Source organism: Marinobacter sediminum (genome assembly GCF_023657445.1).
Taxonomy (GTDB): Bacteria; Pseudomonadota; Gammaproteobacteria; order Pseudomonadales; family Oleiphilaceae; genus Marinobacter; species Marinobacter sediminum_A.
On record NZ_JAGTWY010000001.1, the window covers coordinates 193,046 to 218,411 of the forward strand.

At 57.2% G+C, this 25,366-nt stretch carries 23 protein-coding genes; 18 read left to right on the forward strand and 5 right to left on the reverse strand.

Annotation, left to right across the window (positions count from 1 at the left end; all coding sequences use genetic code 11):
* The first annotated feature begins 8 nt into the window (after nt 1-8).
* The 9 genes from murD to lpxC all read left to right on the forward strand — a co-directional run bounded on the left by murD (nt 9) and on the right by lpxC (nt 10,518).
* Complete coding sequence (gene murD / locus KFJ24_RS00935) at nt 9-1,349, forward strand: UDP-N-acetylmuramoyl-L-alanine--D-glutamate ligase (RefSeq protein WP_250829204.1); 1,341 nt, start codon at nt 9-11, stop codon at nt 1,347-1,349.
* Nucleotides 1,349-2,548 carry a putative lipid II flippase FtsW gene (ftsW, locus tag KFJ24_RS00940; protein WP_250829205.1) on the forward strand — a complete coding sequence of 400 codons (1,200 nt, stop codon included), beginning with the start codon at nt 1,349-1,351 and terminating at the stop codon, nt 2,546-2,548. The genes murD and ftsW overlap by 1 nt, the downstream gene beginning before the upstream one ends.
* Nucleotides 2,541-3,626, forward strand: a complete 1,086-nt coding sequence (murG, locus tag KFJ24_RS00945; protein ID WP_250829206.1) for an undecaprenyldiphospho-muramoylpentapeptide beta-N-acetylglucosaminyltransferase — start codon at nt 2,541-2,543, stop codon at nt 3,624-3,626. The genes ftsW and murG overlap by 8 nt, the downstream gene beginning before the upstream one ends.
* A complete protein-coding gene (murC, locus tag KFJ24_RS00950; RefSeq protein ID WP_250829207.1) occupies nt 3,619-5,064 on the forward strand; it encodes a UDP-N-acetylmuramate--L-alanine ligase in 1,446 nt (481 codons plus the stop codon). Before murG ends, murC begins: the two co-directional genes overlap by 8 nt.
* A 1-nt stretch (nt 5,065) precedes the next feature.
* Nucleotides 5,066-6,031: a D-alanine--D-alanine ligase gene (locus KFJ24_RS00955; protein ID WP_250829208.1), complete on the forward strand. Its 966-nt coding sequence runs from the start codon at nt 5,066-5,068 to the stop codon at nt 6,029-6,031.
* Nucleotides 6,024-6,863 (forward strand): cell division protein FtsQ/DivIB, encoded by an 840-nt coding sequence (locus KFJ24_RS00960; RefSeq protein ID WP_250829209.1) that lies wholly within the window; start codon nt 6,024-6,026, stop codon nt 6,861-6,863. The genes KFJ24_RS00955 and KFJ24_RS00960 overlap by 8 nt, the downstream gene beginning before the upstream one ends.
* 35 nt (nt 6,864-6,898) lie before the next feature.
* Nucleotides 6,899-8,134 (forward strand): cell division protein FtsA, encoded by a 1,236-nt coding sequence (gene ftsA / locus KFJ24_RS00965; RefSeq protein WP_250829210.1) that lies wholly within the window; start codon nt 6,899-6,901, stop codon nt 8,132-8,134.
* 97 nt (nt 8,135-8,231) lie between these two features.
* Nucleotides 8,232-9,389 (forward strand): cell division protein FtsZ, encoded by a 1,158-nt coding sequence (gene ftsZ, locus KFJ24_RS00970; RefSeq protein WP_250829211.1) that lies wholly within the window; start codon nt 8,232-8,234, stop codon nt 9,387-9,389.
* A 211-nt stretch (nt 9,390-9,600) separates the two neighbouring features.
* Complete coding sequence (lpxC, locus tag KFJ24_RS00975) at nt 9,601-10,518, forward strand: UDP-3-O-acyl-N-acetylglucosamine deacetylase (protein ID WP_250829212.1); 918 nt, start codon at nt 9,601-9,603, stop codon at nt 10,516-10,518.
* 11 nt (nt 10,519-10,529) lie between these two features.
* Here lpxC and KFJ24_RS00980 read toward each other — a convergent pair whose 3' ends face one another.
* Nucleotides 10,530-10,976, reverse strand: a complete 447-nt coding sequence (locus tag KFJ24_RS00980; protein WP_250829213.1) for a DUF721 domain-containing protein — start codon at nt 10,974-10,976, stop codon at nt 10,530-10,532.
* Nucleotides 10,977-11,192: 216 nt separating this feature from the next.
* Here KFJ24_RS00980 and KFJ24_RS00985 point away from each other — a divergent pair, with 216 nt between their 5' ends.
* From KFJ24_RS00985 to ribA, 6 genes are all read left to right on the forward strand, one after another.
* Nucleotides 11,193-12,146, forward strand: coding sequence for a M23 family metallopeptidase (locus KFJ24_RS00985; protein ID WP_250829214.1), 954 nt, complete (start codon nt 11,193-11,195; stop codon nt 12,144-12,146).
* A 194-nt stretch (nt 12,147-12,340) separates the two neighbouring features.
* The gene (secA, locus tag KFJ24_RS00990) at nt 12,341-15,082 is read left to right on the forward strand and encodes a preprotein translocase subunit SecA (protein ID WP_250829215.1); all 2,742 of its coding nucleotides are present in this window, start codon (nt 12,341-12,343) and stop codon (nt 15,080-15,082) included.
* A 107-nt stretch (nt 15,083-15,189) separates the two neighbouring features.
* On the forward strand, nt 15,190-16,407 hold the full coding sequence (gene argJ, locus KFJ24_RS00995; protein WP_250829216.1) for a bifunctional glutamate N-acetyltransferase/amino-acid acetyltransferase ArgJ: 1,218 nt from the start codon (nt 15,190-15,192) through the stop codon (nt 16,405-16,407).
* A gap of 2 nt (nt 16,408-16,409) precedes the next feature.
* Complete coding sequence (locus KFJ24_RS01000; RefSeq protein WP_250829217.1) at nt 16,410-17,381, forward strand: Nudix family hydrolase; 972 nt, start codon at nt 16,410-16,412, stop codon at nt 17,379-17,381.
* Nucleotides 17,382-17,469: 88 nt separating this feature from the next.
* Nucleotides 17,470-17,952 (forward strand): cyclic pyranopterin monophosphate synthase MoaC, encoded by a 483-nt coding sequence (moaC, locus tag KFJ24_RS01005; protein WP_250829218.1) that lies wholly within the window; start codon nt 17,470-17,472, stop codon nt 17,950-17,952.
* 141 nt (nt 17,953-18,093) lie between these two features.
* Entirely contained in the window at nt 18,094-18,708 is a 615-nt protein-coding gene (ribA, locus tag KFJ24_RS01010; protein ID WP_250829219.1) for a GTP cyclohydrolase II, read from the forward strand.
* A gap of 60 nt (nt 18,709-18,768) precedes the next feature.
* On the opposite strand, the gene dxs is transcribed toward ribA, so the two are convergent.
* The 4 genes from dxs to KFJ24_RS01030 all read right to left on the reverse strand — a co-directional run bounded on the left by dxs (nt 18,769) and on the right by KFJ24_RS01030 (nt 22,820).
* Nucleotides 18,769-20,706 carry a 1-deoxy-D-xylulose-5-phosphate synthase gene (gene dxs / locus KFJ24_RS01015; RefSeq protein WP_250829220.1) on the reverse strand — a complete coding sequence of 646 codons (1,938 nt, stop codon included), beginning with the start codon at nt 20,704-20,706 and terminating at the stop codon, nt 18,769-18,771.
* Between the two features lie 132 nt (nt 20,707-20,838).
* Entirely contained in the window at nt 20,839-21,735 is an 897-nt protein-coding gene (locus tag KFJ24_RS01020) for a polyprenyl synthetase family protein (protein WP_250829221.1), read from the reverse strand.
* Nucleotides 21,735-21,989 (reverse strand): exodeoxyribonuclease VII small subunit, encoded by a 255-nt coding sequence (locus KFJ24_RS01025; RefSeq protein WP_250829222.1) that lies wholly within the window; start codon nt 21,987-21,989, stop codon nt 21,735-21,737. Before KFJ24_RS01025 ends, KFJ24_RS01020 begins: the two co-directional genes overlap by 1 nt.
* A 57-nt stretch (nt 21,990-22,046) precedes the next feature.
* Nucleotides 22,047-22,820, reverse strand: a complete 774-nt coding sequence (locus KFJ24_RS01030) for an NRDE family protein (protein ID WP_250829223.1) — start codon at nt 22,818-22,820, stop codon at nt 22,047-22,049.
* Between the two features lie 88 nt (nt 22,821-22,908).
* Here KFJ24_RS01030 and KFJ24_RS01035 point away from each other — a divergent pair, with 88 nt between their 5' ends.
* From KFJ24_RS01035 to KFJ24_RS01045, 3 genes are read left to right on the forward strand one after another with little or no spacing between them, the layout of a single operon-like run.
* Nucleotides 22,909-23,706 carry a sulfite exporter TauE/SafE family protein gene (locus KFJ24_RS01035; RefSeq protein ID WP_250829224.1) on the forward strand — a complete coding sequence of 266 codons (798 nt, stop codon included), beginning with the start codon at nt 22,909-22,911 and terminating at the stop codon, nt 23,704-23,706.
* A 10-nt stretch (nt 23,707-23,716) separates the two neighbouring features.
* The gene (gene lgt / locus KFJ24_RS01040; protein ID WP_250829225.1) at nt 23,717-24,505 is read left to right on the forward strand and encodes a prolipoprotein diacylglyceryl transferase; all 789 of its coding nucleotides are present in this window, start codon (nt 23,717-23,719) and stop codon (nt 24,503-24,505) included.
* Nucleotides 24,502-25,341, forward strand: a complete 840-nt coding sequence (locus KFJ24_RS01045; protein WP_250829226.1) for a thymidylate synthase — start codon at nt 24,502-24,504, stop codon at nt 25,339-25,341. The genes lgt and KFJ24_RS01045 overlap by 4 nt, the downstream gene beginning before the upstream one ends.
* Nucleotides 25,342-25,366: the final 25 nt, after the last annotated feature.

Below are 25,366 nucleotides of genomic sequence, written 5' to 3' on the forward strand. Positions count from 1 at the left end.
CAGCCATTATGAGTGTCATTGTTTCGGATCGTCGCACACTGGTGGTAGGGCTCGGTAAAACCGGGCTCTCCTGCGTGCGCTATCTGTCCGGACAAGGCCGGGAAATCGCTGTCGCGGACAGCCGGGAAAACCCTCCGGGGCTTGAACAATTGCGAGCCCAATGGCCGGACGTGCCCGTTTACCTCGGGGCGTTTGATGCGGAGCTTTTCGAGGGCTTTAACGAATTGGTTGTAAGCCCGGGTATCAGTGTGGCAGAGCCTGCCATTGCCAGGGCGGCGCAGGCCGGCGCCTTTATCCGCGGGGATATCGACCTGTTTGCCGAGGCTGCCGATGCACCGATTGTCGCTATTACGGGGTCAAACGGCAAGACAACAGTAACCACTTTGGTGGGGGAAATGGCACAGGCGGCGGGCCGCAGGGTAGAGACCGGTGGCAACATCGGAACGCCAGCCCTTGATCTGCTCGGACGTGGTGCCGATCTTTTCGTACTTGAGCTGTCCAGTTTCCAGCTCGAAACCACCAGTGAGCTGAATGCTCTGGCGGCAACGGTGTTGAACGTGAGTGACGATCACATGGATCGTTATCCGACCAAGATGGCTTATTTCCAGGCCAAGCAGCGGATTTTCCGAGGCTGCAAGAATGCCGTCGTTAATCTGGACGATGCCCTGAGCACGCCCATGGCGCGGGATTCTCTCCGGTTCATCTGTTTCGGATTTCATCGGGTCAATCCGGATACGTTCAGTACCCGCGATGACGACGAGGGAACCTGGATTACTTTTGGCTTTGAAAACCTGCTGTTGGCCAGTGAGTTGAAATTATTGGGACGCCACAACATCAGTAATGTCATGGCTGCTCTGGGGCTGGGATATGCAGCCGGCCTCCCCATGGAGATTATGTTGGATGTGGCCCGCAATTTCTGGGGTTTGCCCCACCGATGCGAGTTTATTCGCCAATTGGCGGGTGTGGACTACATCAACGACTCCAAAGGTACCAATGTCGGAGCTGCCGTGGCCGCTATCGAGAGCCTCGTACCAGACAACGGCAAGGTGGTGCTGATCGCCGGTGGCGATGGCAAGGGTGCTGACTTTATGCCTCTGCAGGCGCCCGCGGTATTGCACTGCCGTGCATTAGTTCTGATCGGTCGTGACGCGGGGCAGATTGCCGAGGCGACCGGCGGGAACGTTGAAGTTCACCGTGCGCGTTCGCTGGAGGAAGCTGTTTCCACCGCTGCGGGTCTGGCAAAGGCAGGTGATCGGGTGTTGCTGTCCCCCGCGTGTGCGAGCTTTGACATGTTCCGTGATTACAGTGATCGCGGTGACCAGTTCCGCAGACTGGTGGAGGCGCTGTGATGCAGACAGAGATCGCAATGCCAAACCGGAGCGAGTGGCTGGGCGAAATCCAGCCGCTGCCCTTGCTGGTGATCAGTTCAGTTGCCCTGCTCGTCATGGGTGTGGTGATGATTTCTTCGGCGTCCATGGATATGGCCGCGGAAACCATGGGTAATAGCTATCACTATGCCATTCGCCAGCTGTTGTTTGCAGGTATGGGCTGTGTCATGGCACTGGTTGCAGTAAACGTGCCCGTCGCCTGGTGGGAGCGCAGCGGCTGGTTGTTGCTGGGTGTAGGTTTGTCGGCGCTGGTTCTGGTGCTTACTCCGTTGGGGCACACAGTTAACGGTTCCACTCGATGGATCTCGTTTGGCTTGTTCAACGTTCAGGTTTCGGAAGTGGCGAAACTTTGCCTGATTGCCTATCTGGCGGGCTATGTGGTGCGTCGCCGGGAGGAGCTTCTGAATACCTGGTGGGGCTTTTTGAAACCTCTGGTGGTACTTGGGGTTGCCTCGGTTTTGCTGGTTATCCAGCCTGACTTCGGGGCGACCGTAGTTCTGGTCTCTGCGGCGGCCGGCATGATCTTCCTGAGTGGCGTAAGACTTAGCAGATTTGTTCCTTTGATCGTAACGCTGGTTGTTCTGGGCGCGATCCTGGTATTGACGCAGCCCTACCGGCTCAAACGGGTGGTGAGCTATCTCGATCCGTGGAAGGACCAGTTCGACAGCGGTTATCAGCTGACTCAGTCGTTGATCGCATTCGGTCGCGGCGAATGGGGTGGTGTCGGTCTCGGCAACTCGATCCAGAAGCTGTTCTATCTGCCTGAAGCACATACCGACTTTATCTTCGCCATTATTGCCGAGGAGTTCGGGTTACTGGGTTCTCTCATCGTGCTGTCCCTGTTTACATTGCTGGTGGTTAGCGGTTTCGTAATCGCCCGTCGGGCGGAAAAGGCCGAAATGCCCTTTGGTGCCTGTTTTGCCTATGGCATTACGTTGCTGATCGGGCTTCAGGCGACGATCAATATAGCGGTCAGCACCGGCCTGTTGCCGACCAAGGGGTTGACCCTGCCAATGGTCAGCTACGGCGGTTCAAGCCTGATGATTATGTGTATCTGCATCGGTGTGCTGGCCCGGGTTGAAATGGAGCGCCTGGACCAGGAGCGACTTGCCCGGGAGAAGGCCGGTCCAGGGACCAGGGGAGGCGCCAAATATGAGTGATCAGCGTCGTTTCCTGATAATGGCAGGCGGTACCGGCGGTCATGTGTTCCCGGCCCTGGCAACTGCCCGAGCCCTTGAGGAGAAAGGCCATCAGGTTTACTGGCTGGGTGCCAGCGGTGGCATGGAGCAGCGGTTAATCAGTGACACCGATATCCCGCTGTCACTGATCCACATCTCCGGCCTTCGTGGAAAAGGCATGCTGGCATTGCTGGCGGCGCCGTTCAGGCTGATGCGGGCTTTGGGCGAAGCCTTCACCGTCGTGCGCAGGATTCGCCCCGACTGCGTGATCGGTATGGGTGGTTTTGTCACGGGGCCGGGGGGTGTTGCTGCCTGGCTGACCCGGACTCCACTGGTGATCCACGAGCAGAATGCGATAGCCGGCATGACCAATCGAATTCTTGTTCGGTTCGCGGAAACCGTGCTGGAGGCGTTTCCCGGAAGCTTTAAAAAAGGTGTGGTTACACGGTGTACCGGAAACCCGGTGCGTCAGGATCTGGCGCAACTACCGGCGCCGGATCAAAGGATGAATGATCGAACCGGAACTCTGCGGCTGTTGGTGGTGGGCGGTAGTCTCGGTGCTCAGGTATTTAACGAGCAATTGCCGGAGGCCCTGGCCATGATGCCCCAGAGCGAACGCCCGGAGGTTCGGCACCAGTGCGGTGAAAAGAACCTGGAGGCCGCCAATGCCGCATACGCGCAAAGCGGAGTTGAGGCGAGTGTGGAACCTTTTATTGCGGATATGGCTGAGGCCTATAGCTGGGCTGATGTGGTGCTTTGCCGGGCCGGTGCGCTCACGGTTTCCGAGCTTTGCGCAGCGGGTATAGGAGCGATTCTGGTGCCATTCCCTCATGCCGTAGATGATCATCAGACCAAGAATGGCCAGCAGATGGTGAGTGCCGGTGCGGCCATGCTGATTCCCCAGTCCCGTCTGACACCCTCGGCACTGGCTGACACTCTGGGCGATCTGGCAAAGGATCGGACCCGGGTAATGAACATGGCGAAGGCTGCGCGAACGCTGGCCCGCCCGGATGCAACGGAGAGAGTCGTGAATTACTGTCTGGAGGCCGCCCATGGCTGATGCAACCAATCCGCCACTGGTCTATCAAGTGCCGGAAATGCGCCGGATTCGCCATATCCATTTTGTGGGTATCGGCGGCGCTGGCATGAGCGGCATTGCCGAAGTGCTGAAGAATCAGGGCTATGAGGTCTCGGGCTCGGATCTGAAAGAAGGTGCAGTGACTGACCGGCTCAAAGCGATGGGGGTTGAGGTACAGATAGGCCATCGTGAGGACAATAGTGCCCGCGCGGACGTGGTTGTGGTGTCTTCCGCTGTGGCCGCTGACAACCCGGAAGTTGTGTCTGCCCGCAGTCGCCGCGTTCCGATCGTGCCCCGAGCCGAAATGCTGGCCGAAATCATGCGTTATCGCCATGGAATTGCCGTGGCTGGAACGCATGGTAAGACCACCACGACGAGTCTGATTGCTTCAGTGCTGGGTGAGGCTGGCCTGGACCCTACGTTTGTTATTGGCGGCAAACTCAACAGTGCAGGTACCAATGCCCAACTGGGTGGTTCCCGTTACCTGGTTGCAGAGGCGGATGAGAGCGACGCCTCTTTTCTGCATCTTACGCCCGTGATTTCCGTGGTGACGAACATCGAGGCGGATCACATGGACACCTATGGCGGGGACGTGGAAAAGCTGAAACAGACGTTTGTCGATTTCCTGCACAACCTGCCGTTTTATGGCGTTGCCGTGATGTGTGTGGATGACGGTTATGTGCGGGAAATCATCCCCCGTATCTCCCGCGCCATCATTACTTACGGTATCGAGAATCCGGATGCCGACTACCGTGCCGAGAACATTGTCTCGGATGGCCTTCGGACCCGTTTTGTGGTCAAGCGCCCGGGCGGCCGAAGTGATCTGGCCGTGGAACTGAAGATGCCGGGTCACCATAACGTCCAGAATGCGCTGGCAGCTATAGCTGTTGCAACGGACGAAGGCGTCGCCGACGAAGCCATCGGTAAAGGGCTGGCGGACTTTGCCGGCGTTGGTCGTCGCTTTCAGGTGTATGGCGATTATCAGACGCCCAGGGGAACCATCACCCTGATCGACGATTACGGCCATCATCCGACGGAAGTGGAAGCGGTCATCCGGGCTGCTCATGCTGCCTGGCCGGACCGTCGACTTGTCATGCTCTATCAGCCACATCGTTATTCCCGCACCCGGGATCTCTATGAGGATTTTGTTCGGGTCTTGTCGGAGGTAGATGGCCTTTTGCTGATGGATGTCTATTCGGCCGGCGAACCGGCGATTCCGGGTGCAGATGGCCGTGCGTTGTGCCGGAGTATCCGGCAACGGGGCAAGATTGAGCCGGTATTTGTCGAGGACAACAATGAAATTGAAAGTCTGTTGAGCAACATGCTGCAGGATGGCGATCTGTTGATTACCCAGGGCGCGGGTGATATTGGCGGTGTCGCTGCAAGGTTAGCCGCAGCAGGAGTGATTCCCGGTGAGTGATATGCAGCATAGTGAACCTCAAGCCTATCAGGCCGCTCCGGAGATTGTCCGGGCACTCGGTCGTGTCGCCGTGTTCATGGGCGGCGACTCAGCGGAACGGGAAGTGTCGCTGAAAAGTGGCAAAGCGGTGCTCGCATCCTTGCTCTCAGCCGGCGTCGATGCTTTTGCTGTCGATGTACAGGGCTGTCTGCTCAAGACCGTTGAGAACCCTGACTTTGATCGCGTCTTCATCGCTTTGCACGGTCGTGGCGGCGAAGACGGCACGATACAGGCAATTCTTTCCCAGGCCGGCATTCCCTATACCGGCAGTGAGATTCTGGCGTCAGCCCTGGCAATGGACAAGCTGCGCACCAAATACGTGTTTGAAGGTTGTGCCCTGCCGACGCCGAAATTCCGCACCATGGCAGCCGCCGCTGAGGCAGCACAGATTGTCAGCGAATTGAACCCGCCCCTGAGCGTAAAACCGTCGCGGGAGGGATCCAGTATCGGCATTCGCAAGGTGCAAACTGCAGATGAATTGGCGGAAGCCTATGAAGAGGCTGCCGCGCTGGACAATCTGGTGCTGGTAGAGGAGTGGATCGAGGGCCCCGAGTTTACGGTCAGTCTGTTACAGGATCAGGCGCTGCCGGCCATCGGATTGAGCACAGATCACGTGTTTTATGACTACAACGCCAAGTATCTGGCCGACGACACCCGTTACCGCATCCCCTGTGGCTTGGCTACGGACGACGAATTGCGTCTGCAAAAGCTGGCACTGGATGCCTTTCGGGTGGTGGGCTGTCGTACCTGGGGCCGGGTAGACATCATGCAGGATTCCGATGGTCAGTTCTGGCTGCTTGAAGTAAACACGGTGCCCGGAATGACTGATCATAGCCTCGTACCTATGGCTGCAAAAGCAGCGGGCATCAGTTTCGAGGAACTGGTGGTGCGGATACTCCGTGACACACTGGAGGATGCCAATGCTTGAGACATTGCTGATCCGGAGTCGGGCGGTACCGTCTGACCCTCCTCGCCGCAGGGGCGCTACGACCCTGGGGCCAGAGCGGGACCGGTTTGGCGTGTTGAAAGCAGTATTGGCGGCGGTCCCCTGGCTGCAGATAGGCATGGGGGCTGTGATTGTTTTGTTGGCGGCCCTGGTGCCTTGGGGGACTGGAAAAGTGCTCAATGCGATGGATCAGCAGTTTCTGGCTGTCGACGTGAATGGGGATTTCATTGGCGACAGCCAGGTAGCCCTTGAGCGGGCGGCTGGAAACTGGATCGGTAAAAGCTACTTCTCTACAGACCTTTCCGAGATCAAGGAGAGCCTTGAGAGACGGCCCTGGGTCGAGTCCGCTGCGGTACGCAGGGTCTGGCCCGATCGACTGGTCATCGACATTCGAGAAAAGAAGCCGCTGGCTTACTGGGACGACGGACGACTTGTTAGTCGCACCGGCGAGTTGTTCGCGCCGGAGAATCCGCAAGTTGCCGGCAGACTACCCCGGCTCGCAGGGCCGGACGAACGGGTCCGCGATGTGATCCGGATGGCCCGGACCATGAGTGAAGAGCTGGTTGGTCATGGCCTGAGCTTCGCCGGGCTCTCGCTGGAAGAGCGGGGAGCCTGGACCTTGCAGTTGGCCAACGGCATCGAGGTGGTGCTGGGCCGGGATCAGGTGGAGCAGCGGTTCGAACGGTTTATCACAGTTTATGAAACCCGACTGGCGTCACGGTCGGATGAAGTCAGTCGGGTCGATGCCCGCTACACCAATGGTGTAGCAGTGCAATGGAAGGCGGCCGAGGGCGCCTCCAGTCCGAAATCATAGCAACATTTAATTCAGACCACGGTTTGGTGAGATACATGTCATCGGTTGAAACGGAAAACATGATTGTCGGCCTCGATATCGGAACCTCCAAGGTGGTTGCGATTGTCGGCAAGCGCAAGATGGACGGGACTATCGAGGTGGTGGGTATTGGTTCCCATCCCTCACGGGGGCTCAAACGTGGTGTGGTGGTGAATATCGAAACCACTGTCCAGGCTATCCAGCGCGCTGTGGAGGAGGCCGAACTGATGGCCGGGTGCCGCATCCATTCGGTGTATGCAGGCATTGCCGGGAGTCACATCAAGAGCCTGAACTCCCATGGCATTGTTGCGATCCGCGACCGTGAAGTGACTCAGGCGGATATTGACCGGGTGATCGATGCAGCCCAGGCCGTTGCCATCCCGGCAGATCAGAAGATCCTGCATATCCTGCCTCAGGAATTCGTAATCGATAGCCAGGAGGGCATCAAGGAGCCGATGGGTATGTCCGGGGTGCGCCTTGAGGCAAAAGTGCACCTGGTGACCTGTGCGGTAAATGCTGCCCAGAACATCGAGAAATGCGTAAAGCGCTGCGGTCTCGAGGTCGACGACATCATTCTGGAGCAGCTGGCTTCCAGCCACGCGATCCTGACCGAGGATGAAAAAGAACTGGGTGTCTGTGTTGTCGATATCGGCGGTGGCACGACCGATATCGCCGTGTTCACCGGCGGCGCAATTCGTCACACCGCGGTGATTCCTATTGCCGGTGACCAGGTCACCAATGACATCGCCATGGCCTTGCGGACGCCGACCCAGAACGCCGAGGAAATCAAGATCAAGTATGCCTGCGCACTGACTCAGCTGGCCGGGGCCGAGGAAACCATCAAAGTTCCGAGCGTCGGTGATCGTGCCCCCAGGGACCTTTCACGGCAGGCGCTGGCCGAAGTGGTGGAGCCCCGGTATGAGGAGCTGTTCACTCTGGTCCAGTCCGAGCTTCGCCGCTCGGGCTTCGAGGACATGATTCCCGCGGGCATCGTGATTACAGGCGGCTCCTCCACCATGGAAGGCGTGGTGGAGCTGGCTGAGGAAATCTTCCACATGCCGGTACGGCTTGCCTGTCCGCAGGCAGTCTCCGGAATGACGGAAGTGGTCAATAACCCGATTTACGCCACTGGCGTCGGGTTGCTGATTCATGGCTTCCGCCAGATGGATCTGGGGCGGGCGCCGGTGCTCAAGGGTGAAGACGCACCCTCGCTGTTTGAGCGAATGAAGGCCTGGTTTACCGGTCACTTCTGACGGTGCCAGGCAGGTAATAAACGAAGGTATCTCGAAAACACAATCTCGAAAAACAGCCTGAAAAGGCTGAAAAAAAACAGCACGAAGGAGTAGGGAAATGTTTGAACTCGTCGATAATGTCCAGCAAAACGCTGTCATTAAAGTCGTCGGTGTGGGCGGCGGCGGCGGCAACGCCGTGCGTCACATGCTCAATAGCGACATCGAAGGTGTGGAATTTATCTGCGCCAATACCGATGCGCAGGCACTGACGGATATGGATGCTCGCCAGATTATTCAGCTGGGTGGAAATATCACCAAGGGCCTGGGTGCTGGCGCTAACCCGGAAGTCGGGCGCCAGTCCGCACTGGAGGACCGTGACCGCATTGCCGAGTCCCTGAAGGGCGCGGACATGGTCTTTATTACCGCGGGCATGGGCGGCGGTACAGGTACCGGTGCTGCTCCGGTTGTGGCCGAAGTGGCCCGTGAGCTGGGTATCCTGACCGTTGCCGTTGTAACCAAACCGTTCATGTTCGAGGGTGGCAAGCGCATGAGCGTCGCCGACTCCGGTCTCAAGGAGCTGGAAGAAAGCGTTGATTCGCTGATCACCATCCCGAACGAAAAGTTGCTTGCGGTGATGGGTAAGAAAACCAGCCTGTTGGACGCTTTCGCAGCTGCCAATGACGTCCTGCTGGGTGCGGTTCAGGGCATTGCAGACCTGATCACCCGCAACGGTATGATTAACGTCGATTTCGCCGACGTAAAAACGGTTATGTCCGAGATGGGCATGGCGATGATGGGTACCGCGCGCGCTACTGGCGAGAACCGTGCCCGTGAAGCCGCAGAAGCCGCCGTTCGTAGTCCGCTTCTGGAAGATATCAACCTTCAGGGTGCCAAAGGCATTCTGGTTAACATCACTGCGGGCATGGATCTCAACCTGGGCGAGTTCTCCGAGGTTGGCGATATTGTGCGTGAATTCGCCTCTGACTCCGCTACGGTGGTGGTTGGTACCGTCATCGATCCGGAAATGACCGACGAGCTCAAGGTGACCGTGGTCGCGACTGGTCTGGGTGGTGATCGTGAGAAGCCGACAAAGGTGGTTGATAACAGTCGAACCCTGGACGGCAAGACCGATTACAACCAGCTGGATCGACCGGCTGTTCTTCGCCGTCGTGCGGTTTCCAATGGAAATGTGGCGATTGATCAGAGCAAGGATAGTGAGGAGCAGGGAGTCGACTATCTCGATATTCCCGCATTCCTCCGTCGCCAGGCTGACTGATATATTGGTGCAATTGTGATCCGGTTCCGGTCTCTTTGCGAAAAAGGGAACTGTTTGGCCGGTGGCAGCGTGCACTGATTGCCAAGTATCTGGCACGTATGAACTTCAGGTAATGCTGGATTGGCTAAATAGTATTCAGTCTTATTTTCTGGTATTCTCCGGGCAGATTTCTGCCTAGAATATCGCCATTTTGTGACGGAATTATGTACCGATGATCAGACAACGGACCCTAAAAAACACCATCCGAGCTACCGGAGTTGGCCTGCACTCAGGTGAGAAAGTATACCTGACCCTCAAGCCAGCGCCTGTAGACTCGGGAATCATCTTCCGCCGCACCGATCTGGATCCTGCGATCGAGATCCGTGCCTGCGCGGAAAATGTCGGTGAGACCATGCTGTCCACGACGCTGGTAAAAGACGGTGTCCGCGTGGCGACAGTTGAGCATTTGCTGTCAGCGATGGCTGGTCTCGGTATTGATAACTGCTTCGTTGAACTCAGCGCAGCTGAAGTGCCGATTATGGACGGCTCAGCCGGTCCTTTCGTCTTTTTGCTGCAATCTGCCGGTATTGCCGAGCAGGAAGCTGCCAAGCGTTTTATCCGGATCAAGCGTGAAGTCACCATTGAAGAGGGCGACAAGAAGGCTACCTTCCTGCCGTTCGAAGGCTTCAAGGTCAGTTTCGGCATTGATTTTGACCACCCGGTCTTCAAGGGCCGTGCCCAGACAGCGACCGTGGATTTTTCAAGCACTTCCTTCGTGAAGGAAGTCAGTCGCGCTCGGACTTTCGGGTTCATGCGTGATATTGAGAAGCTCCGCGCGATGAATCTGGCACTCGGTGGCAGCGTGGATAACGCGATTGTGGTTGACGACTACAAGATTCTGAACGAAGACGGTCTTCGTTATGATGACGAGTTCGTCAAGCACAAGGTGCTGGACGCCATTGGTGATCTTTATCTGCTTGGTAACAGCCTGATTGGTGAGTTCCGGGGTATCAAGTCCGGTCACGATCTGAATAACAAGCTGCTGCGCAAGCTCAGGGCAGAAGAGGATGCATGGGAAGTTGTCACCTTTGATGACGAGGCGACCGCGCCCATTTCCTACATGAAACCTGTGCTGGCGGCCCAGGGCTAAGGCAGGACGCTTTAATCCCGGACGTGGCTTGCGAGTTTTTCGAGAACCTCGCGTAGTTTTTTATCCTTCGTGTGCCCGGCTTCCTCTTTGAGGAGCCGGGCATTTTCTTTGCTGAGAGGTGTTTTTTCGAATCGTGGTTTTTCCCGAAAGCGAGGTGGTGCCACCTTCACCTTCAGCTTCCATACGAACCTGAACAGTTCATTTCCCCGCACTTTCTCCATGATCTCGTGCTGGCGAAACCGGATCTGACTGGCTTTTCCGGCGTTTTCCGCAGACAGTACCAGCTCTCCCTCTTTGCAGCTTATGAAGCGGGTCCCTGGCACCAGGTCAGGAGGCAGGGACGCCAGAACCTGCGTTTCTGCCTGTCGATGGAGTTCGGCCCGTGCCACGAGGTCTTTCAGGACCGGTGAACCGCCGAGCTTGTCGAAGGTCATTTTCTGTTCACTTTTTCGTTTCATGGACGGGCTTTTTTCTCGACGACTCCGTTTACGATTGGTTACACTTCGGCACGGTTTGTGCGTGGTGCCTGTATTACACTCGTTTTACATTGTGATAAATGAGTATGTCTACCGGGTGCTACGATTTTTTAGTATGTAGTCGCTGTCAAGGATGGCAGGCCCACTCGTAAAATGTCCGGGACGCAACACTACAGGAACCGAGGTTGCGGCTCATCGATGAAATCAGAAGACGGTATGAACATTATCCTCGTTGGCAGGCACCATGGGAAATCCCGTGTGTTGGCCCTGAACGGTTCCATGGCCGTTGGGCTTGTTCTGGTGGTGCTTGCATTGTTGATCGCTGCCGGCTGGACCGGTTATCAGGTGGCTGTCAGTAAGGCGGAGTCGACTGAACCGACTTCGTCCGAGCTAGTCGCCCATTGGCAGTCGCGCCTGGCAGAGCAGAAGTCCGAGCTTGCTTCTGTGGAACAGGAAGTGCAGCAACAAATTGACGCCCTGACCCTGCGGTTGGGAGCTATGCAGGGGCGCCTGCTGCGTCTGGATGCACTGGGCCAGCGTTTTGTTGAATCGGGTCTGGTATCCAGTGATGAATTCAATTTTGAAGAGCCCGCAGCCGTGGGTGGCCCCGAGGGCGCAGCACCGAGAGAGTCTTTTTCCGCTCCCGGTCTGACCAGCATGATTGAGCGTCTTGAATATCAGCTTGAAGATCGGGAGCAGCAGTTGCGCTTGCTGGACAAGCTGGCTTCCCGACAGAAACTCGAAGACGAAATGTTCGTTGAGGGTCGGCCGATCACCTGGGGTTGGTTGTCGTCCAAATACGGCTACCGGTCCGATCCGTTTACTGGCAAGCGTACCTGGCACGATGGTGTCGACCTCGCAGGTAAAGACGGCAGTGACATCATTTCCGTTGCCGGCGGCGTGGTGACCTGGGCGGGCGAGCGCTATGGTTATGGCAACCTGGTGGAGGTTGACCATGGTGATGGCCTGGTAACCCGTTATGGCCACTGTAAAACGGTAAAAGTGAAGGTGGGTGATGTGGTTCAGAAGAATCAGGTTATCGCTCTCATGGGAAGCACTGGCCGTTCTACCGGTCCTCATGTGCACTTTGAAGTTCTGTCGAACGGTCGATCCAAGGACCCGGTGAAGTACATCGCCCGTTCCGATAGCTGATATTTTCCTTTCTTTGGCTTAGTCTTGCCTTTTCTGTTCCGGCTGCGTTCTGGCGCTCCTGTTGCGCGCAGGCTTGCAGTCGGGACATCAACGAGTTACTCCAAATTCTACTGGTGTGAGCCGTGGCTTTTGTCCTGTCGCGAAATAAGGTTAGAATGCCGGCTTCCTCCGTTTAATCAAAGAAGCAGTGGTCTATGTTCACAAAGCTTGCAACCAAGATGTTCGGCAGTAAAAATGCCAGAGAAATCAAGAGAATGCGTAAAGCCGTATCGCGCATTAATGAACTTGAGGAGCAGTTTGGCAATTTGTCCGATACCGAGTTGCAAGGTAAGACTGCAGAATTTCGGCGGCGTGTAGATGAAGGCGAAAGTCTTGATGCTATTTTGCCGGAGGCCTTTGCCACGGTGCGCGAAGCAGGGCGACGGGTCATGGGCATGCGTCATTACGATGTCCAGCTGGTTGGTGCCATAACGCTCCATGAAGGCCATATCGCCGAAATGAAAACCGGTGAGGGCAAGACACTGGTAGCGACAGCATCAGTTTACCTGAATGCGTTATCTGGCAAGGGCGTTCACCTGGTCACCGTGAACGATTACCTTGCCCGCCGGGATGCCGAGTGGATGGGCAAACTTTATCGCTTCCTTGGCCTGCAGGTGGGTGTCGTTGTTGCCGGCCAGGCTCCGGAAGAGAAGCGGGCCGCCTACGAGGCTGACATCACTTACGGTACGAATAACGAATTCGGCTTCGATTACCTGCGAGACAACATGGCGTTCAGCACCGAGGACAAGGTGCAGCGGGGTCTCAACTACGCCATCGTGGACGAGGTAGACTCGATACTGATCGATGAAGCCCGTACTCCGCTGATTATCTCTGGTGCCGCGGAAGACAGCTCGAAAATGTACAAGGCGATTAACGAGCTGGTTCCGAGTCTGGAGCAGGGAGAGGTGCCCGAGGAGGGCGAGCCAACGGGTGATTTTACCGTTGATGAAAAGTCCCGTCAGGTTGACTTGACGGAAGCCGGTCACGAAAAGGTCGAAGAGTTGCTGCTCGGTCAGGGGCTCCTGGAGGAAGGCGAGAGCCTTTATTCGGCCACCAACCTGAGTATGCTGCACCATGTCCATTCGGCACTGCGTGCACATCACCTGTTCCAGAAGGATGTTGATTACATCGTTCAGGGTGATCAGGTCGTAATTGTTGATGAGCACACTGGCCGCACCATGCCTGGCCGTCGCTGGAGTGAAGGTCTGCACCAGGCCGTCGAGGCGAAGGAAGGTGTCAAGATTCAGGCCGAAAGCCAGACCCTGGCATCCACGACATTCCAGAATTATTTCCGTCTGTACGACAAGCTTGCTGGCATGACCGGTACCGCAGATACCGAAGCCTTTGAATTTCGGCAGATCTACGGCCTGGATGTGGTGGTTATCCCGCCGAACAAGCCGATTCAGCGTGTTGACTACAACGATCTGATCTATCTGACCCAGGAAGAAAAGTTCCACGCCATAATTGATGAGATCAAGGACGTCACCACAGAAGGTCGCCCCATTCTGGTTGGTACAGCATCCATCGAGGCGTCCGAGTTGCTTTCCATGCTGCTCAAAAAGGCGCGTATCGAGCACAAGATCCTCAACGCCAAACAGCATGACTCAGAGGCCCTCATCATTGCGCAGGCAGGCCGTCCCGGGGCAGTGACGATAGCGACCAACATGGCGGGCCGGGGCACCGATATCGTTCTTGGTGGTAACTGGGAATACGAAGTGGCTGCGATGGAGAATCCGACTGAGGAAGAGGTTGCCCGCATCAAGGCTGAATGGACCGAGCGCCACAATCACGTGCTTGATGCCGGCGGCCTGCACATCATCGGTACCGAACGCCACGAATCCCGTCGTATCGATAACCAGCTCCGGGGTCGTGCCGGTCGTCAGGGTGACCCTGGTTCGTCCCGATTTTTCCTGTCTCTGGAAGACAACCTGATGCGGATTTTTGCACCGGACCGGGTCAAGAGTCTTATGCAAGCGATGGGGATGAAGAAGGGCGAGGCCATCGAACACCGTATGGTGACGAACGCCATCGAAAAGTCCCAGCGTAAGGTTGAAGGCCGCAACTTCGACATGCGGAAAACCCTGCTGGAATACGATGACGTTGCCAATGATCAGCGCACGGTGATCTACGATCAGCGTAACGAGGTGATGTCCTCCGAGGACATCTCCGAGATGGTCGATACCATCCGTGAAGATGTTGTGGATGGGCTGGTCAGTGAATATATTCCGCCTCAGAGCATGCCGGAACAGTGGGATGTTGCTGGTCTGGAATCCCAGTTACAGTCTGAAATGGCTATTGAGCTACCGGTTCAGCAGTGGCTGGAAGCAGACGACAAACTCTACGAAGAGAACCTGCGCCAGAAGATTCTTGATGAGATCGTGACGGCTTATCGCGCCAAAGAAGAAATCGCCGGTTCGGAGTCCATGCGCAAGTTTGAGAAGCAGGTATTTCTTCAGGTGCTAGATACCCTGTGGAAAGAACACCTCTCCAACATGGACCATCTGCGTCGCGGTATCCACCTGCGTGGCTATGCTCAGAAAAACCCCAAACAGGAATACAAGCGGGAAGCCTTTAACCTGTTCGAAAATATGCTGGATACGATGAAGCGCGACGTTACCCGCGTTCTGTGTCACGTCCGTGTCCAGAGCCGGGAAGAGATGGAAGAGGTCGAGCGTCGTCGTAAGCAGGAGCTGGAACAGGAGCTGGCTCGGGCTCGACTGCGCCATGATGAGACCAGTGCTACTGCCCAGAGTCAGGGCGAAGGTGAAGGTCAGGGTGAGCAGCAGTCGGCTGCGCCGGAGACTTTTGTGCGACAGGAGCGCAAAGTGGGACGAAACGAACCTTGCCCCTGCGGGTCCGGCAAGAAGTACAAGCAGTGTCACGGCAAGGTCAGTTGATCGCCCGATACTGAAGTGATCTTCAAGACCCGCAACCTGAAGCTCTCAGGCTGCGGGTTTTTCCGTTTTAAATTGCCTGTTTCAGGCATTGTTAGAGGAGAGGCAGGATGGCGGTAGGTCCAGGAACCTTACCCGAATTTTTCCCGGTCGCGGGGGTCAGGCTTGGTATTGCCAGTGCAGGTATCAAAACGCCCGGTCGTAAAGATATTGTGGTGTTTGAGCTTGCGCCGGGTAGCGGTGTTGCCGGCATATTCACCCAGAACCAGTTCTGCGCAGCCCCGGTGACCCTGAGTCGGAAGCATCTGGCGGCGAAAGCGCCCCGTTACCTGCTTATCAATACCGGTAATGCCAACGCTGGAACCGGGGAGCGTGGCATGAAAGATGCCATTACCTGCTGTGAAGCTCTGGCTGAGAAGGCCGGTGTCAGCGCCGAAGAAGTACTGCCGTTTTCCACCGGTGTGATCGGCGAGCCTCTGCCGACCGGGAAAATTGTTGATGCTCTTCCCGAGGCCCTGGCCAGCACCTCGGAAACTCGCTGGGCTGAGGCAGCCAGTGGCATCATGACCACAGACACCCGCCCCAAGGGAGCCTCCTGTCAGATAGATCTGGATGGCGATACCGTGACGATCTCCGGTATCAGCAAGGGCGCAGGGATGATCCGCCCGAATATGGCAACCATGCTTGGCTTCATCGCGACCGATGCCCGCATCGAACCAGGGCTACTTCAGACTCTGGCGTCCGAACTGGGTGAGAAGTCGTTTAACCGGATTACCATTGACGGCGACACCTCCACGAATGATTGCTGCATGCTGATGGCGAGTGGCCAATACGGGGGACCTGAAATTAGCGCTGACAGCCCGGCGTTGACGAAGTTCAGAGAGGCGTTACAGAGCGTATATCTGGAGCTCGCACACGCCATTGTCCGTGATGGTGAAGGCGCGACAAAGTTTGTCACGATCGAAGTCAGTGGCGCTGCCGCCCAGCAGGAGGCGCTTGATGTTGCGTATGCCGTTGCGCACTCGCCTCTGGTGAAAACAGCATTGTTTGCCTCTGACCCCAATTGGGGGCGGATTCTTGCTGCCGTTGGCCGTGCAGGTGTGCCGGGGCTCGACCTCAATGCCCTGGAGATCTTCCTCGGTGATGTCTGCCTTGTTCGCCATGGTGGCCGTGCCGATGATTACTCGGAAGCACGTGGACAAGCGGTGATGGACCGGGATGACATCGTCATCGCGATTGACCTCAAACGTGGGAACGTGAAAGAAACGGTCTGGACCTGCGACTTTTCCCACGATTACGTGACCATCAACGCGGAATATCGTACCTGACCATGGCCGGTGACATATCCGCAGGGCGGGAAATCCATGTCGCGGTCGCGGTTATCATCCGAGCGGGCCGCGTCCTCATTGCCCGTCGGCCGCACCATGTCCATCAGGGCGGACTACTTGAATTCCCGGGTGGCAAGGTCGAGCCCGGGGAAACCGTTCACCGGGCGCTGGTTCGGGAAATCGCCGAGGAAACCGGGCTGAAAGTGCCTGAAGGGACCCTCGAGCCTGTTATTGGCATCCGCCATGACTATGGCGACAAGCGCGTCTTTCTTGATGTCTGGAGGACGACAGAGGCCGAGGGCGACGCAGAAGGTCGTGAAGGCCAGCCCCTGGATTGGATAATGCCCGAAGAGATGCGGGACGAGGATTTTCCCGCTGCGAACCGGCCTATTATCCGTGCCCTGCGGTTACCACCAACGCTGGCCATTACCGGTGGCATTGAGAGCGTCGATCAAGGCTGTGAGCAGTTGGCCACAGCACTGGAGCGGCGCCCCTCCTCTCTGGTGGTATTGCGGGCGCCTTCCCTTGAAGCCGGCGAATATCGCCAGCTGGCGGCATCAGTCATGCCACGATGTGAGCGTGCGGGTGCCGGCCTGGTGGTTCACGGTGCACCAGCGATGTTTCAGGAAGTGCCGGAGGCGGCAGGGCTGCATCTGCCATGGCGGGAAGCTGAGCGGCTGTCCTCAAGGCCTGTGCCGGACGGCGTATGGTTAGGGGTGTCCTGTCATAATTCCGGCCAGATCGCCCATGCAGTGCGCCTTGGTGCAGACTATGTCACCCTTGGGCCGGTCAAACCCACAGCCACCCATCCGGAAGCAGCCGGTATTGGCTGGCGGGCTTTCCGGGATAGCGTGAGCGCGGCTCCGCTCCCCGTTTATGGCCTGGGTGGTCTTGGTCCCGGAGACGTGTTGAAAGCTCGTCAGGAGGGCGGGCAGGGCATTGCCGGTATCCGCTTCTGGTGGCCGGAAACCTGACGGTTTACAGCGGAATCTTACCGGATCTCTGGTATGCTTCTCCGCCTGCATCATTAATTCCCCGTTTCAAGAAATTCCTGGAGACGCCATGAGCAAACTGACCCATCTGGATGACAAGGGCGAGGCCCGTATGGTGGACGTGACGGACAAGGCGGCGACCGAGCGAGAAGCCCGGGCTGAGGCCACCATCCGCATGGCGCCAGATACCTTGAGCATGATCGTTGAAGGTGAGCATCCCAAGGGCGATGTGCTGGCAGTCGCCCGCATCGCCGGGATCATGGCGGCGAAGAAAACCCATGAACTTATTCCCCTCTGTCACTCTCTTAATCTGACGTCAGTCAAGGTAGAGCTTAGCCCCGGCGAGGATGGCGCATCGGTTCATATTCTGACTCGCTGCAAACTGTCCGGTCAGACCGGTGTGGAAATGGAAGCACTGACGGCCGCCAGTGTTGCCGCGCTCACCCTCTACGATATGTGCAAAGCGGTGGACCGGGGCATGGAGATCGGCGATGTCCGGCTGCTTGAGAAGAAAGGTGGTCGGAGCGGTCACTGGGTTGCCGGGCAGTCCTGATCTTTAATCCGCAACGTTCCCGGGTTCGTAAATCCCCGATACTTTAAGACTGTCGGAGGAGCTACAGTGCCGGGATTACGCCAAGAAGATGGCCGCATGATAGAATGCGCGGCCCGATTGACTGAACCACGAGGAAAGACTGTGGCTGTTCGTTACATCCAGACCTGCCGGTTGCCAACCCCGTTCGGGGTGTTTGACATGCATGGTTTTGAAGAACCGGATACCGGAAAGGAACACGTAGCACTGACTCTGGGCGAACTGAACAGTACGGAACCCATGCTTGCTCGCACTCATTCCGAGTGTCTTACCGGTGATGCGCTCTACAGTATGCGTTGTGACTGCGGTTACCAGCTTGAGGAGGCTTTACGAAGTATTGCTCGTGAGGGGCGCGGCATTCTCATGTATCTGCGCCAGGAAGGTCGGGGAATTGGCCTGCTGAACAAAATCCGTGCTTACCATCTGCAGGATCAGGGGGCAGATACTGTTGAGGCGAACGAGCGCCTCGGCTTTGCCGCTGATCTTCGCGACTACAGCATGTGCAAGGACATGCTGGAGCATCTGGGCATCAGCAGCCTGAGGCTGATGACCAATAATCCCCGGAAGGTCAAGGCGCTTTCATCCTATGGTATCGAAATCGCTGAGCGAGTGCCCCTGCATGTGGGTCGGAACCCCCATAACGAACATTACCTGAACACCAAGCAGAGCAAGCTTGGTCATTGGCTGGAAACCCATCAGGACGATGATCCGGAGGTATGACCCGGACACGAAAAAGCCCGCCATCTGGCGGGCTTTTTTTGTGATGCAGCGGGCGTGAGGTTACTTGACCGCTTTCAAGTTCAGTCTCTGGCGCTGGAGGCGTTCCATCCGTTCTTCAATGGCGGCCTGAATGCCGGCAGAGTCCAGCCCGCAATCACTGAGCAATTCCCCGTGTTTGCCGTGATCAATGAACGTATCCGGCAGTCCGAGCTGGAGTATCGGCATTGAAATTTCACGGCGATTCAGGCATTCCGTGACAGCGCTACCCGCTCCGCCGGCAATGGAGTTTTCTTCGAGTGTTACCAGCAACTCATGCTGCTCGGCGAGAGCCAGCAGCATATCTTCGTCCAGCGGCTTGACGAAGCGCATGTCGACAACGGTTGCTCCCAGGGCCTCCGCAGCCTCCAGCGCCGGCGCCAGCAGGGTGCCAAAGTTCAGGATAGCAATACTGCTGCCCTCACGAAGCCGTCGTCCTTTACCGATTGGCAGAGGTGTCAGCTGCTGCTGTATTTCCGCGCCCGGGCCGGTCCCGCGTGGGTAGCGGACCGCAGCCGGGCCGTTGAACAGCATTCCGGTATGCAGCATCTGACGAGTCTCGTTTTCATCAGAAGGGGTCATTACGACCATGTTCGGAATGCAGCGCAGATAACTGATGTCAAAAGCGCCCGCATGGGTCGGTCCATCCTCGCCGACCAGGCCAGCACGATCTATGGCAAACAGCACATCCAGGTTCTGGATGGCGACATCATGGATCAGTTGGTCATAGCCCCGTTGCAGGAAGGTGGAATAGATGGCGACTACGGGTTTGGCGCCGTCACAGGCCATGCCCGCTGCCAGGGTGACCGAGTGTTGCTCGGCAATGGCAACGTCAAAATAGCGGTCCGGGAACTGCTGTGAAAACGCCAGCAGGTCCGAACCTTCGCACATCGCGGGCGTAATGCCGACCACCCGATCATCCTGCTTCGCCGCATCACACAACCATTGGCCGAATATGTTGGCGTATTTGAGTTTCGCCGGCCTCGGTTTCACTGGCTCGGGCTTACTGGGAGGTACCGGTTCAATCTTGTTGATGGCGTGGTAGCCAATCGGGTCGGCCTCGGCCGGAGCAAAGCCTTTGCCCTTGGTTGTCACCACATGCAGGAATTGGGGACCCTCCAGTTCCCGGATGTTCTCCAGGGTTTCCACCAGCAAGGGCAAGTCATGACCATCAATAGGCCCGATGTAATTGAAACCCAGCTCCTCGAACAGGGTGCCAGGCGCAATCATGCCCTTAAAATGCTCTTCGGTTTTCTTGGCCAGAGCCATCAGGTGGGGGGCTCCCTGAAGCACTTTTTTGCTGCCATCGCGGACCTGGTTATAGGTGCGGCTGGACAGCAGCTTGGCAAAATAGTTGGAAAGACCACCGACATTGTGAGAGATCGACATGTCGTTATCATTGAGGATCACCAGCATGTCCGCGTGCAGGTGACCGGCGTGATTCAGTGCTTCGAAGGCCATGCCTGCGGTCATGGCGCCATCGCCAATCACGGCGATGCTCTTTCGGCCGGTGTTCTGAAGTCGGGAGGCGATGGCCATACCGAGCGCGGCACTTATGGAGGTACTGGAATGGCCGACGCCGAAGGTGTCGTACTCACTTTCAGCCCGTTTCGGGAAGCCGGCAAGGCCTCCCTTGCGGCGAATGCTGTCCATCTGTTCACGGCGTCCGGTCAGGATCTTGTGAGGATAAGCCTGATGACCCACATCCCAGACCAGACGGTCTTCTGGAGTATTGAAGACATAATGCAGCGCAACGGTAAGTTCCAGTACGCCAAGACCGGCACCGAAATGGCCGCCCGTCTGACCGACTGACCACAGCAGAAATGCCCTGAGCTCCCTTGCCAGCTGGGTAAGCTGATCGGCCGGTAGTTCACGAAGTTGGGCCGGTGAATCCATCCGGTCCAACAACGGAGTATTGGGCCGCTGTGACGGGATTTCCTTGAAAATATAAGTGTCCTGCATTTGCTCGGGTCTTTTCCGGAATATTCGGCAACTGACTGGCATTATAGGGGAATAGGGGAGTCGGTTTCACACCTATCGGGCCAGTTATTGCGAGATTGTAAGAGCCAGTGTGCGCCCTTCAGACGCCCGGATTCAATGAGTTCGTGCTACCACGTAATCTGCCATGGCCCGTAACGCATCAGCCTCCGGCCCAAAATCCCCGAGACTGTCCAAAGCACTGGCCAGAAGCGCGGACAAATGTTCCCTGGCACCGGTTACGCCAAGCAGGGCCGGGTAGGTGGGTTTTTCCCGGGCGGCATCAGATCCCTGAGGTTTACCGATAACTTCTGTTTCGCCCTCAATATCGAGCAGATCGTCCTGCACCTGGAACGCGAGCCCCAGTGCCTTGGCATAGGCGCTCAATGAATTCAGTGCTGTCTCGGTGACAGTGGGCGCCGTCAGTGCACCCATACGTACGCTGGCTTCGATCAGGGCGCCTGTCTTGTGTCGGTGCATGGTCTCAAGTTGAGTAAGCGACAGGGTTTTTCCCACGGATTCCAGATCAATCGATTGCCCCCCTACCATGCCAAGGTGGCCGCTTGCCCGGGCCAGTTCCTGAACCATCATCAGGCGGGCTGATTCACTGATGCGCGTGGTTCCCGCCAGCCAGCCAAAGGCCAGTGCCTGGAGCGCATCGCCGGCGAGAATGGCGGTGGCCTCGTCAAAGGCAATGTGTGTGGTCGGCCGACCACGGCGCAGCTCGTCATCGTCCATGGCTGGCAGGTCGTCGTGGATCAGGGAATAGGCGTGAATCAGCTCTACCGCACATGCAGGTGCCAGAGCGTCTTCTGCAGTCTGCCCCAGGGCTTTTGCTGCGGCGAGGCACAATGCGGGGCGGATCCGTTTACCACCACCAAGGACACTGTAACGCATGGCTTCCTGCAGCCGTTCAGACGCAGAGCTGCGATCAATACAGCGGTCCAGTTCGGTATCTACCCGAATGCGGCAGGTCTCGAGGAAGTCGAGCGCCAATTTGTTCTGATCACTCATCAGTCAGCATCGTCCGGCAAGAACGGTCGGGTTTCCAGAGTGCCATCACTGGTCTGAACAAGTTGTTCAACCCTTTGTTCGGCGCTCTTCAGGGCCTGCTGGCATTCACGGGTCAGTTTGACACCGCGCTCGAAGGCAGACAGCGACTGTTCCAGAGAAAGTTCGCCCTGTTCCAGGTCCCGAACCAGTTTCTCCAGTTCATCAAGGGATTTCTCGAAATCGGCGATGGATGTGGCGCTTTGTTCACTGGCCATCGGGGAGATCCTCCGATCGGGTGGCAGAATTTGGCGGATTATATCAGAGCTTGAAGGCTATCGCTGCCAGTCGAAACGGCGGCATTCACCTCTTTCGGCGTTGGGCCCCCAGCTTTGTTCGCTCACCCGTATTTCGCCCTCGCGGGAAATGCTGACCACGGTGGTTGCGCGTGTGCCGTATTCTTCTCCGATAATAAAGGGGGAGGAGAGGAAGCGCTCGGTTTCCAGAGCGATCCCGGTGTCCGGCAGCAGATGGTCCGGAGCTGGAGTGGTATCCTGCAGCAGCTCGATCAGCTCTTCATGAAGTGCCTCTGCATCGTTACTGGCAACGGTTACTGCATCGCCTACTGTTTGTCTGAGGCGCAGAAGTTTTGGCCAGGGAGTCTGCAACAGGTGGTTGCTGAGCCCGTAGAGCCCACGATGAATATGCCGGCCCGGCTGGGCGTCCCGGTTGCTGTAATACCAGCCGGATGTCTCGGCCAGATGTATCAGGTTAAAACCCGAGTATCGACCCGCCTCATCCGAGAGCCCGGCCTCCAGTGACGTTATCGGCTCCTGCAGAGCACGTAACGGCAGCTCGCCGCGGCTGCTGCGTCCGGCTTCAGGCACGCCTTCCCGGACATTGGTAACAGCGCTGACTGTCCCGTCCCGGGACACCGCAAGCCAGGTTCCGCCAGATTGCAGGTCCCGGCCGGCGAGAACGCCCATTCCCGAATCTGTGTTCCACCAGTGCATCGGAGCAGTGGGTCGACGAAAGAATTCGTCCCGGTTGGCCGCGACGACTAGCGGAAAGTGCGCATTCTGGCCAAGGGTGAAGGCGATCAGGCACATGGTATGGAGTGAGTCCCCCGGAGTTAATGAAGTTGGCTGTTGCGGTGTGTATCATACCAGCCTTGTTTTTGGGTGCGGAACAATGGCTATGACCCTGATATACGTATTTGCTTCCTATCTTGCGCTGGGCGCTCTGGCCGGTACTCTCGCGGGTCTTTTCGGAATTGGCGGCGGGCTCGTCATCGTACCGGTTCTGATCTTCAGTTTCGGGTTGCAGGGCATCAGTTTCGAGATAGCTGCCCATCTGGCCGTAGGTACCTCATTGGCCACCATCGTTTTCACATCCATGAGTTCTATCCGATCCCATCAGAAACATGATGCTGTGCGTTGGGATATCTTCCGCCCCATGACGGTTGGTATTGTCGTGGGTGCCGTGCTGGGCGCATGGTCCGCCGCAATGCTGAGCGGCCCGACCCTGGAGCTGGTTATCGGAGTGTTCGTGATCCTGGTCGCGATCAAAATGCTCACGGGGGCCAACCCCAAACCGGGGCGGGATGTTCCGGGCAAACCCGGGCTGGCTGCCTCTGGCGGCGTCATAGGGTGGGCTTCCGCTATTTTCGGGATCGGCGGCGGTACCCTGACAGTGCCATACCTTAACTGGTGTAACGTGCGAATGCAGGAGACTGTGGGTACATCTGCGGCCTGCGGCCTTCCAATTGCTGTTGCCGGTGCACTGGGTAACATCTGGACCGGTTGGGATCATCCAAATCTCCCCGAATACAGTGTGGGCTTTATTTACCTGCCGGCCCTGCTCGGGATTATCATGACCAGTGTGCTTTTTGCCAGGGTGGGTGCGACTCTGGCTCACCGGCTGGATGCCGTGGTTTTAAAGCGAATATTTGCCATTGTCCTGATTTTGGTGGGACTCCGTTTTCTTCTGAGCTGAGAGGTTGTCGATGCTGCAGCATCCCCAGATAGATCCGGTGGCGATCGCCATCGGTCCCCTCAAGATTCACTGGTATGGTTTGACCTACCTGGTTGGCTTTCTGGCCGGTTGGTGGCTGGGTCGTTTGCGTACACGCAAACCCTGGTCCCCGATCAACGAGGAACAGATGGGGGACCTGCTGTTCTATCTGGCCCTTGGGGTCATTCTTGGTGGCCGGTTCGGCTATGTGGTTTTCTATAACTTCGATACATTCCTGGCGGATCCGCTTTGGCTTTTCCGCGTCTGGGAGGGCGGCATGTCCTTCCATGGCGGTCTGCTTGGCGTGATGCTGGCGATGTGGTGGTACGGTCGCAAGGTGGATGCCGGGTTCTGGAAGATTGCTGATTTTGTCGCGCCGCTGGTCCCGGTTGGCCTGGGTGCGGGGCGTATCGGCAACTTTGTCAATGGCGAGCTCTGGGGCAAACCGACCGACGTCTCCTGGGGTATGGTATTCCCCACCGCGCCAGATGCCCTGGCCAGACACCCTTCCCAGCTTTACCAGTTTGCCCTGGAGGGCGTCGCCCTGTTCGTCATCCTGTGGTGGTTCTCTGCCAGGCCCCGCCCGCGAATGGCGGTGTCCGGGATGTTCCTGATCTTCTATGGGGTGTTCAGGTTCCTGGTGGAATTCGTACGGGAGCCGGACCCGCAACTTGGGTACCTGGCGTTTGACTGGCTAACGATGGGACAGGTGTTGTCGACACCGATGATTGTGGCGGGCGCCGCCCTGATGTTCATTGCTTACCGGAGAAATGCGGAATGAAAGCCTATCTCGACCTGATGCAGGATGTTGTCGATAACGGATTTGATAAAGGTGACCGGACCGGTGTCGGCACCCGATCCGTATTCGGCCGCCAGGTTCGCTTCAACCTCAAGGACGGCTTTCCGCTGGTAACCACCAAGAAAGTTCATCTGCGCAGCATCATTTACGAACTGCTCTGGTTCCTGAACGGCTCTACGGACAACAACTGGCTGAAAGAGCGGAAGGTCTCAATCTGGAATGAGTGGGCGCTGGACGATGGTGATCTGGGGCCCATCTATGGCAAGCAGTGGCGTAGCTGGCATTGCCCGGATGGCCGCGTGGTTGACCAGATCAGCGAAGTGATTGAGCAGATCCGCACCAAGCCCAATTCCCGCCGGCTGATTGTGTCTGCCTGGAATCCGGCGGAACTCCCGGACGAATCCATCGGGCCACAGGACAACGTGCGCGAAGGTCGCATGGCACTCGCCCCGTGCCACTGTCTGTTCCAGTTCTATGTTGCCGATGGCAAACTTTCCTGCCAGCTTTACCAGCGCAGTGCCGACCTGTTTCTGGGGGTGCCGTTCAATATTGCCTCCTATGCTTTGCTAACGCACATGATCGCCCAGCAATGTGATCTGGACGTTGGTGAGTTCGTGCATACTTTCGGCGACTGTCACCTGTATCAGAACCACCTGACCGACGATATTGTCTTCGAACAGCTCAAACGCGAACCGCGGGCATTGCCGACGCTGGTGCTCAAGCGCAAGCCTGAATCGATCTTCGAGTACGAGCTCGAAGATTTCGAATTTGACGGCTACGAGCCGTATCCGGGTATCAAGGCGCCTATTGCGATCTAAATGTGAACTCCGTAACAAGAGGACT

What these genes read in the sequence shown, in the direction of transcription:
- murC (WP_250829207.1), top strand. Translation starts at nt 3,619, where the DNA reads ATGGCTGATGCAACCAATCCGCCACTGGTCTATCAAGTGCCGGAAATG.
- ftsZ (WP_250829211.1), top strand. Translation starts at nt 8,232, where the DNA reads ATGTTTGAACTCGTCGATAATGTCCAGCAAAACGCTGTCATTAAAGTC.
- KFJ24_RS01030 (WP_250829223.1), bottom strand. Translation starts at nt 22,820, where the DNA reads ATGTGCCTGATCGCCTTCACCCTTGGCCAGAATGCGCACTTTCCGCTA.
- secA (WP_250829215.1), top strand. Translation starts at nt 12,341, where the DNA reads ATGTTCACAAAGCTTGCAACCAAGATGTTCGGCAGTAAAAATGCCAGA.
- murG (WP_250829206.1), top strand. Translation starts at nt 2,541, where the DNA reads ATGAGTGATCAGCGTCGTTTCCTGATAATGGCAGGCGGTACCGGCGGT.
- KFJ24_RS01035 (WP_250829224.1), top strand. Translation starts at nt 22,909, where the DNA reads ATGACCCTGATATACGTATTTGCTTCCTATCTTGCGCTGGGCGCTCTG.
- ftsW (WP_250829205.1), top strand. Translation starts at nt 1,349, where the DNA reads ATGCAGACAGAGATCGCAATGCCAAACCGGAGCGAGTGGCTGGGCGAA.
- KFJ24_RS01020 (WP_250829221.1), bottom strand. Translation starts at nt 21,735, where the DNA reads ATGAGTGATCAGAACAAATTGGCGCTCGACTTCCTCGAGACCTGCCGC.
- ftsA (WP_250829210.1), top strand. Translation starts at nt 6,899, where the DNA reads ATGTCATCGGTTGAAACGGAAAACATGATTGTCGGCCTCGATATCGGA.
- KFJ24_RS01045 (WP_250829226.1), top strand. Translation starts at nt 24,502, where the DNA reads ATGAAAGCCTATCTCGACCTGATGCAGGATGTTGTCGATAACGGATTT.
- argJ (WP_250829216.1), top strand. Translation starts at nt 15,190, where the DNA reads ATGGCGGTAGGTCCAGGAACCTTACCCGAATTTTTCCCGGTCGCGGGG.
- KFJ24_RS01025 (WP_250829222.1), bottom strand. Translation starts at nt 21,989, where the DNA reads ATGGCCAGTGAACAAAGCGCCACATCCATCGCCGATTTCGAGAAATCC.
- KFJ24_RS00955 (WP_250829208.1), top strand. Translation starts at nt 5,066, where the DNA reads ATGCAGCATAGTGAACCTCAAGCCTATCAGGCCGCTCCGGAGATTGTC.
- KFJ24_RS00980 (WP_250829213.1), bottom strand. Translation starts at nt 10,976, where the DNA reads ATGAAACGAAAAAGTGAACAGAAAATGACCTTCGACAAGCTCGGCGGT.
- lpxC (WP_250829212.1), top strand. Translation starts at nt 9,601, where the DNA reads ATGATCAGACAACGGACCCTAAAAAACACCATCCGAGCTACCGGAGTT.
- KFJ24_RS00960 (WP_250829209.1), top strand. Translation starts at nt 6,024, where the DNA reads ATGCTTGAGACATTGCTGATCCGGAGTCGGGCGGTACCGTCTGACCCT.
- KFJ24_RS01000 (WP_250829217.1), top strand. Translation starts at nt 16,410, where the DNA reads ATGGCCGGTGACATATCCGCAGGGCGGGAAATCCATGTCGCGGTCGCG.
- lgt (WP_250829225.1), top strand. Translation starts at nt 23,717, where the DNA reads ATGCTGCAGCATCCCCAGATAGATCCGGTGGCGATCGCCATCGGTCCC.
- murD (WP_250829204.1), top strand. Translation starts at nt 9, where the DNA reads ATGAGTGTCATTGTTTCGGATCGTCGCACACTGGTGGTAGGGCTCGGT.
- moaC (WP_250829218.1), top strand. Translation starts at nt 17,470, where the DNA reads ATGAGCAAACTGACCCATCTGGATGACAAGGGCGAGGCCCGTATGGTG.
- dxs (WP_250829220.1), bottom strand. Translation starts at nt 20,706, where the DNA reads ATGCAGGACACTTATATTTTCAAGGAAATCCCGTCACAGCGGCCCAAT.
- KFJ24_RS00985 (WP_250829214.1), top strand. Translation starts at nt 11,193, where the DNA reads ATGAAATCAGAAGACGGTATGAACATTATCCTCGTTGGCAGGCACCAT.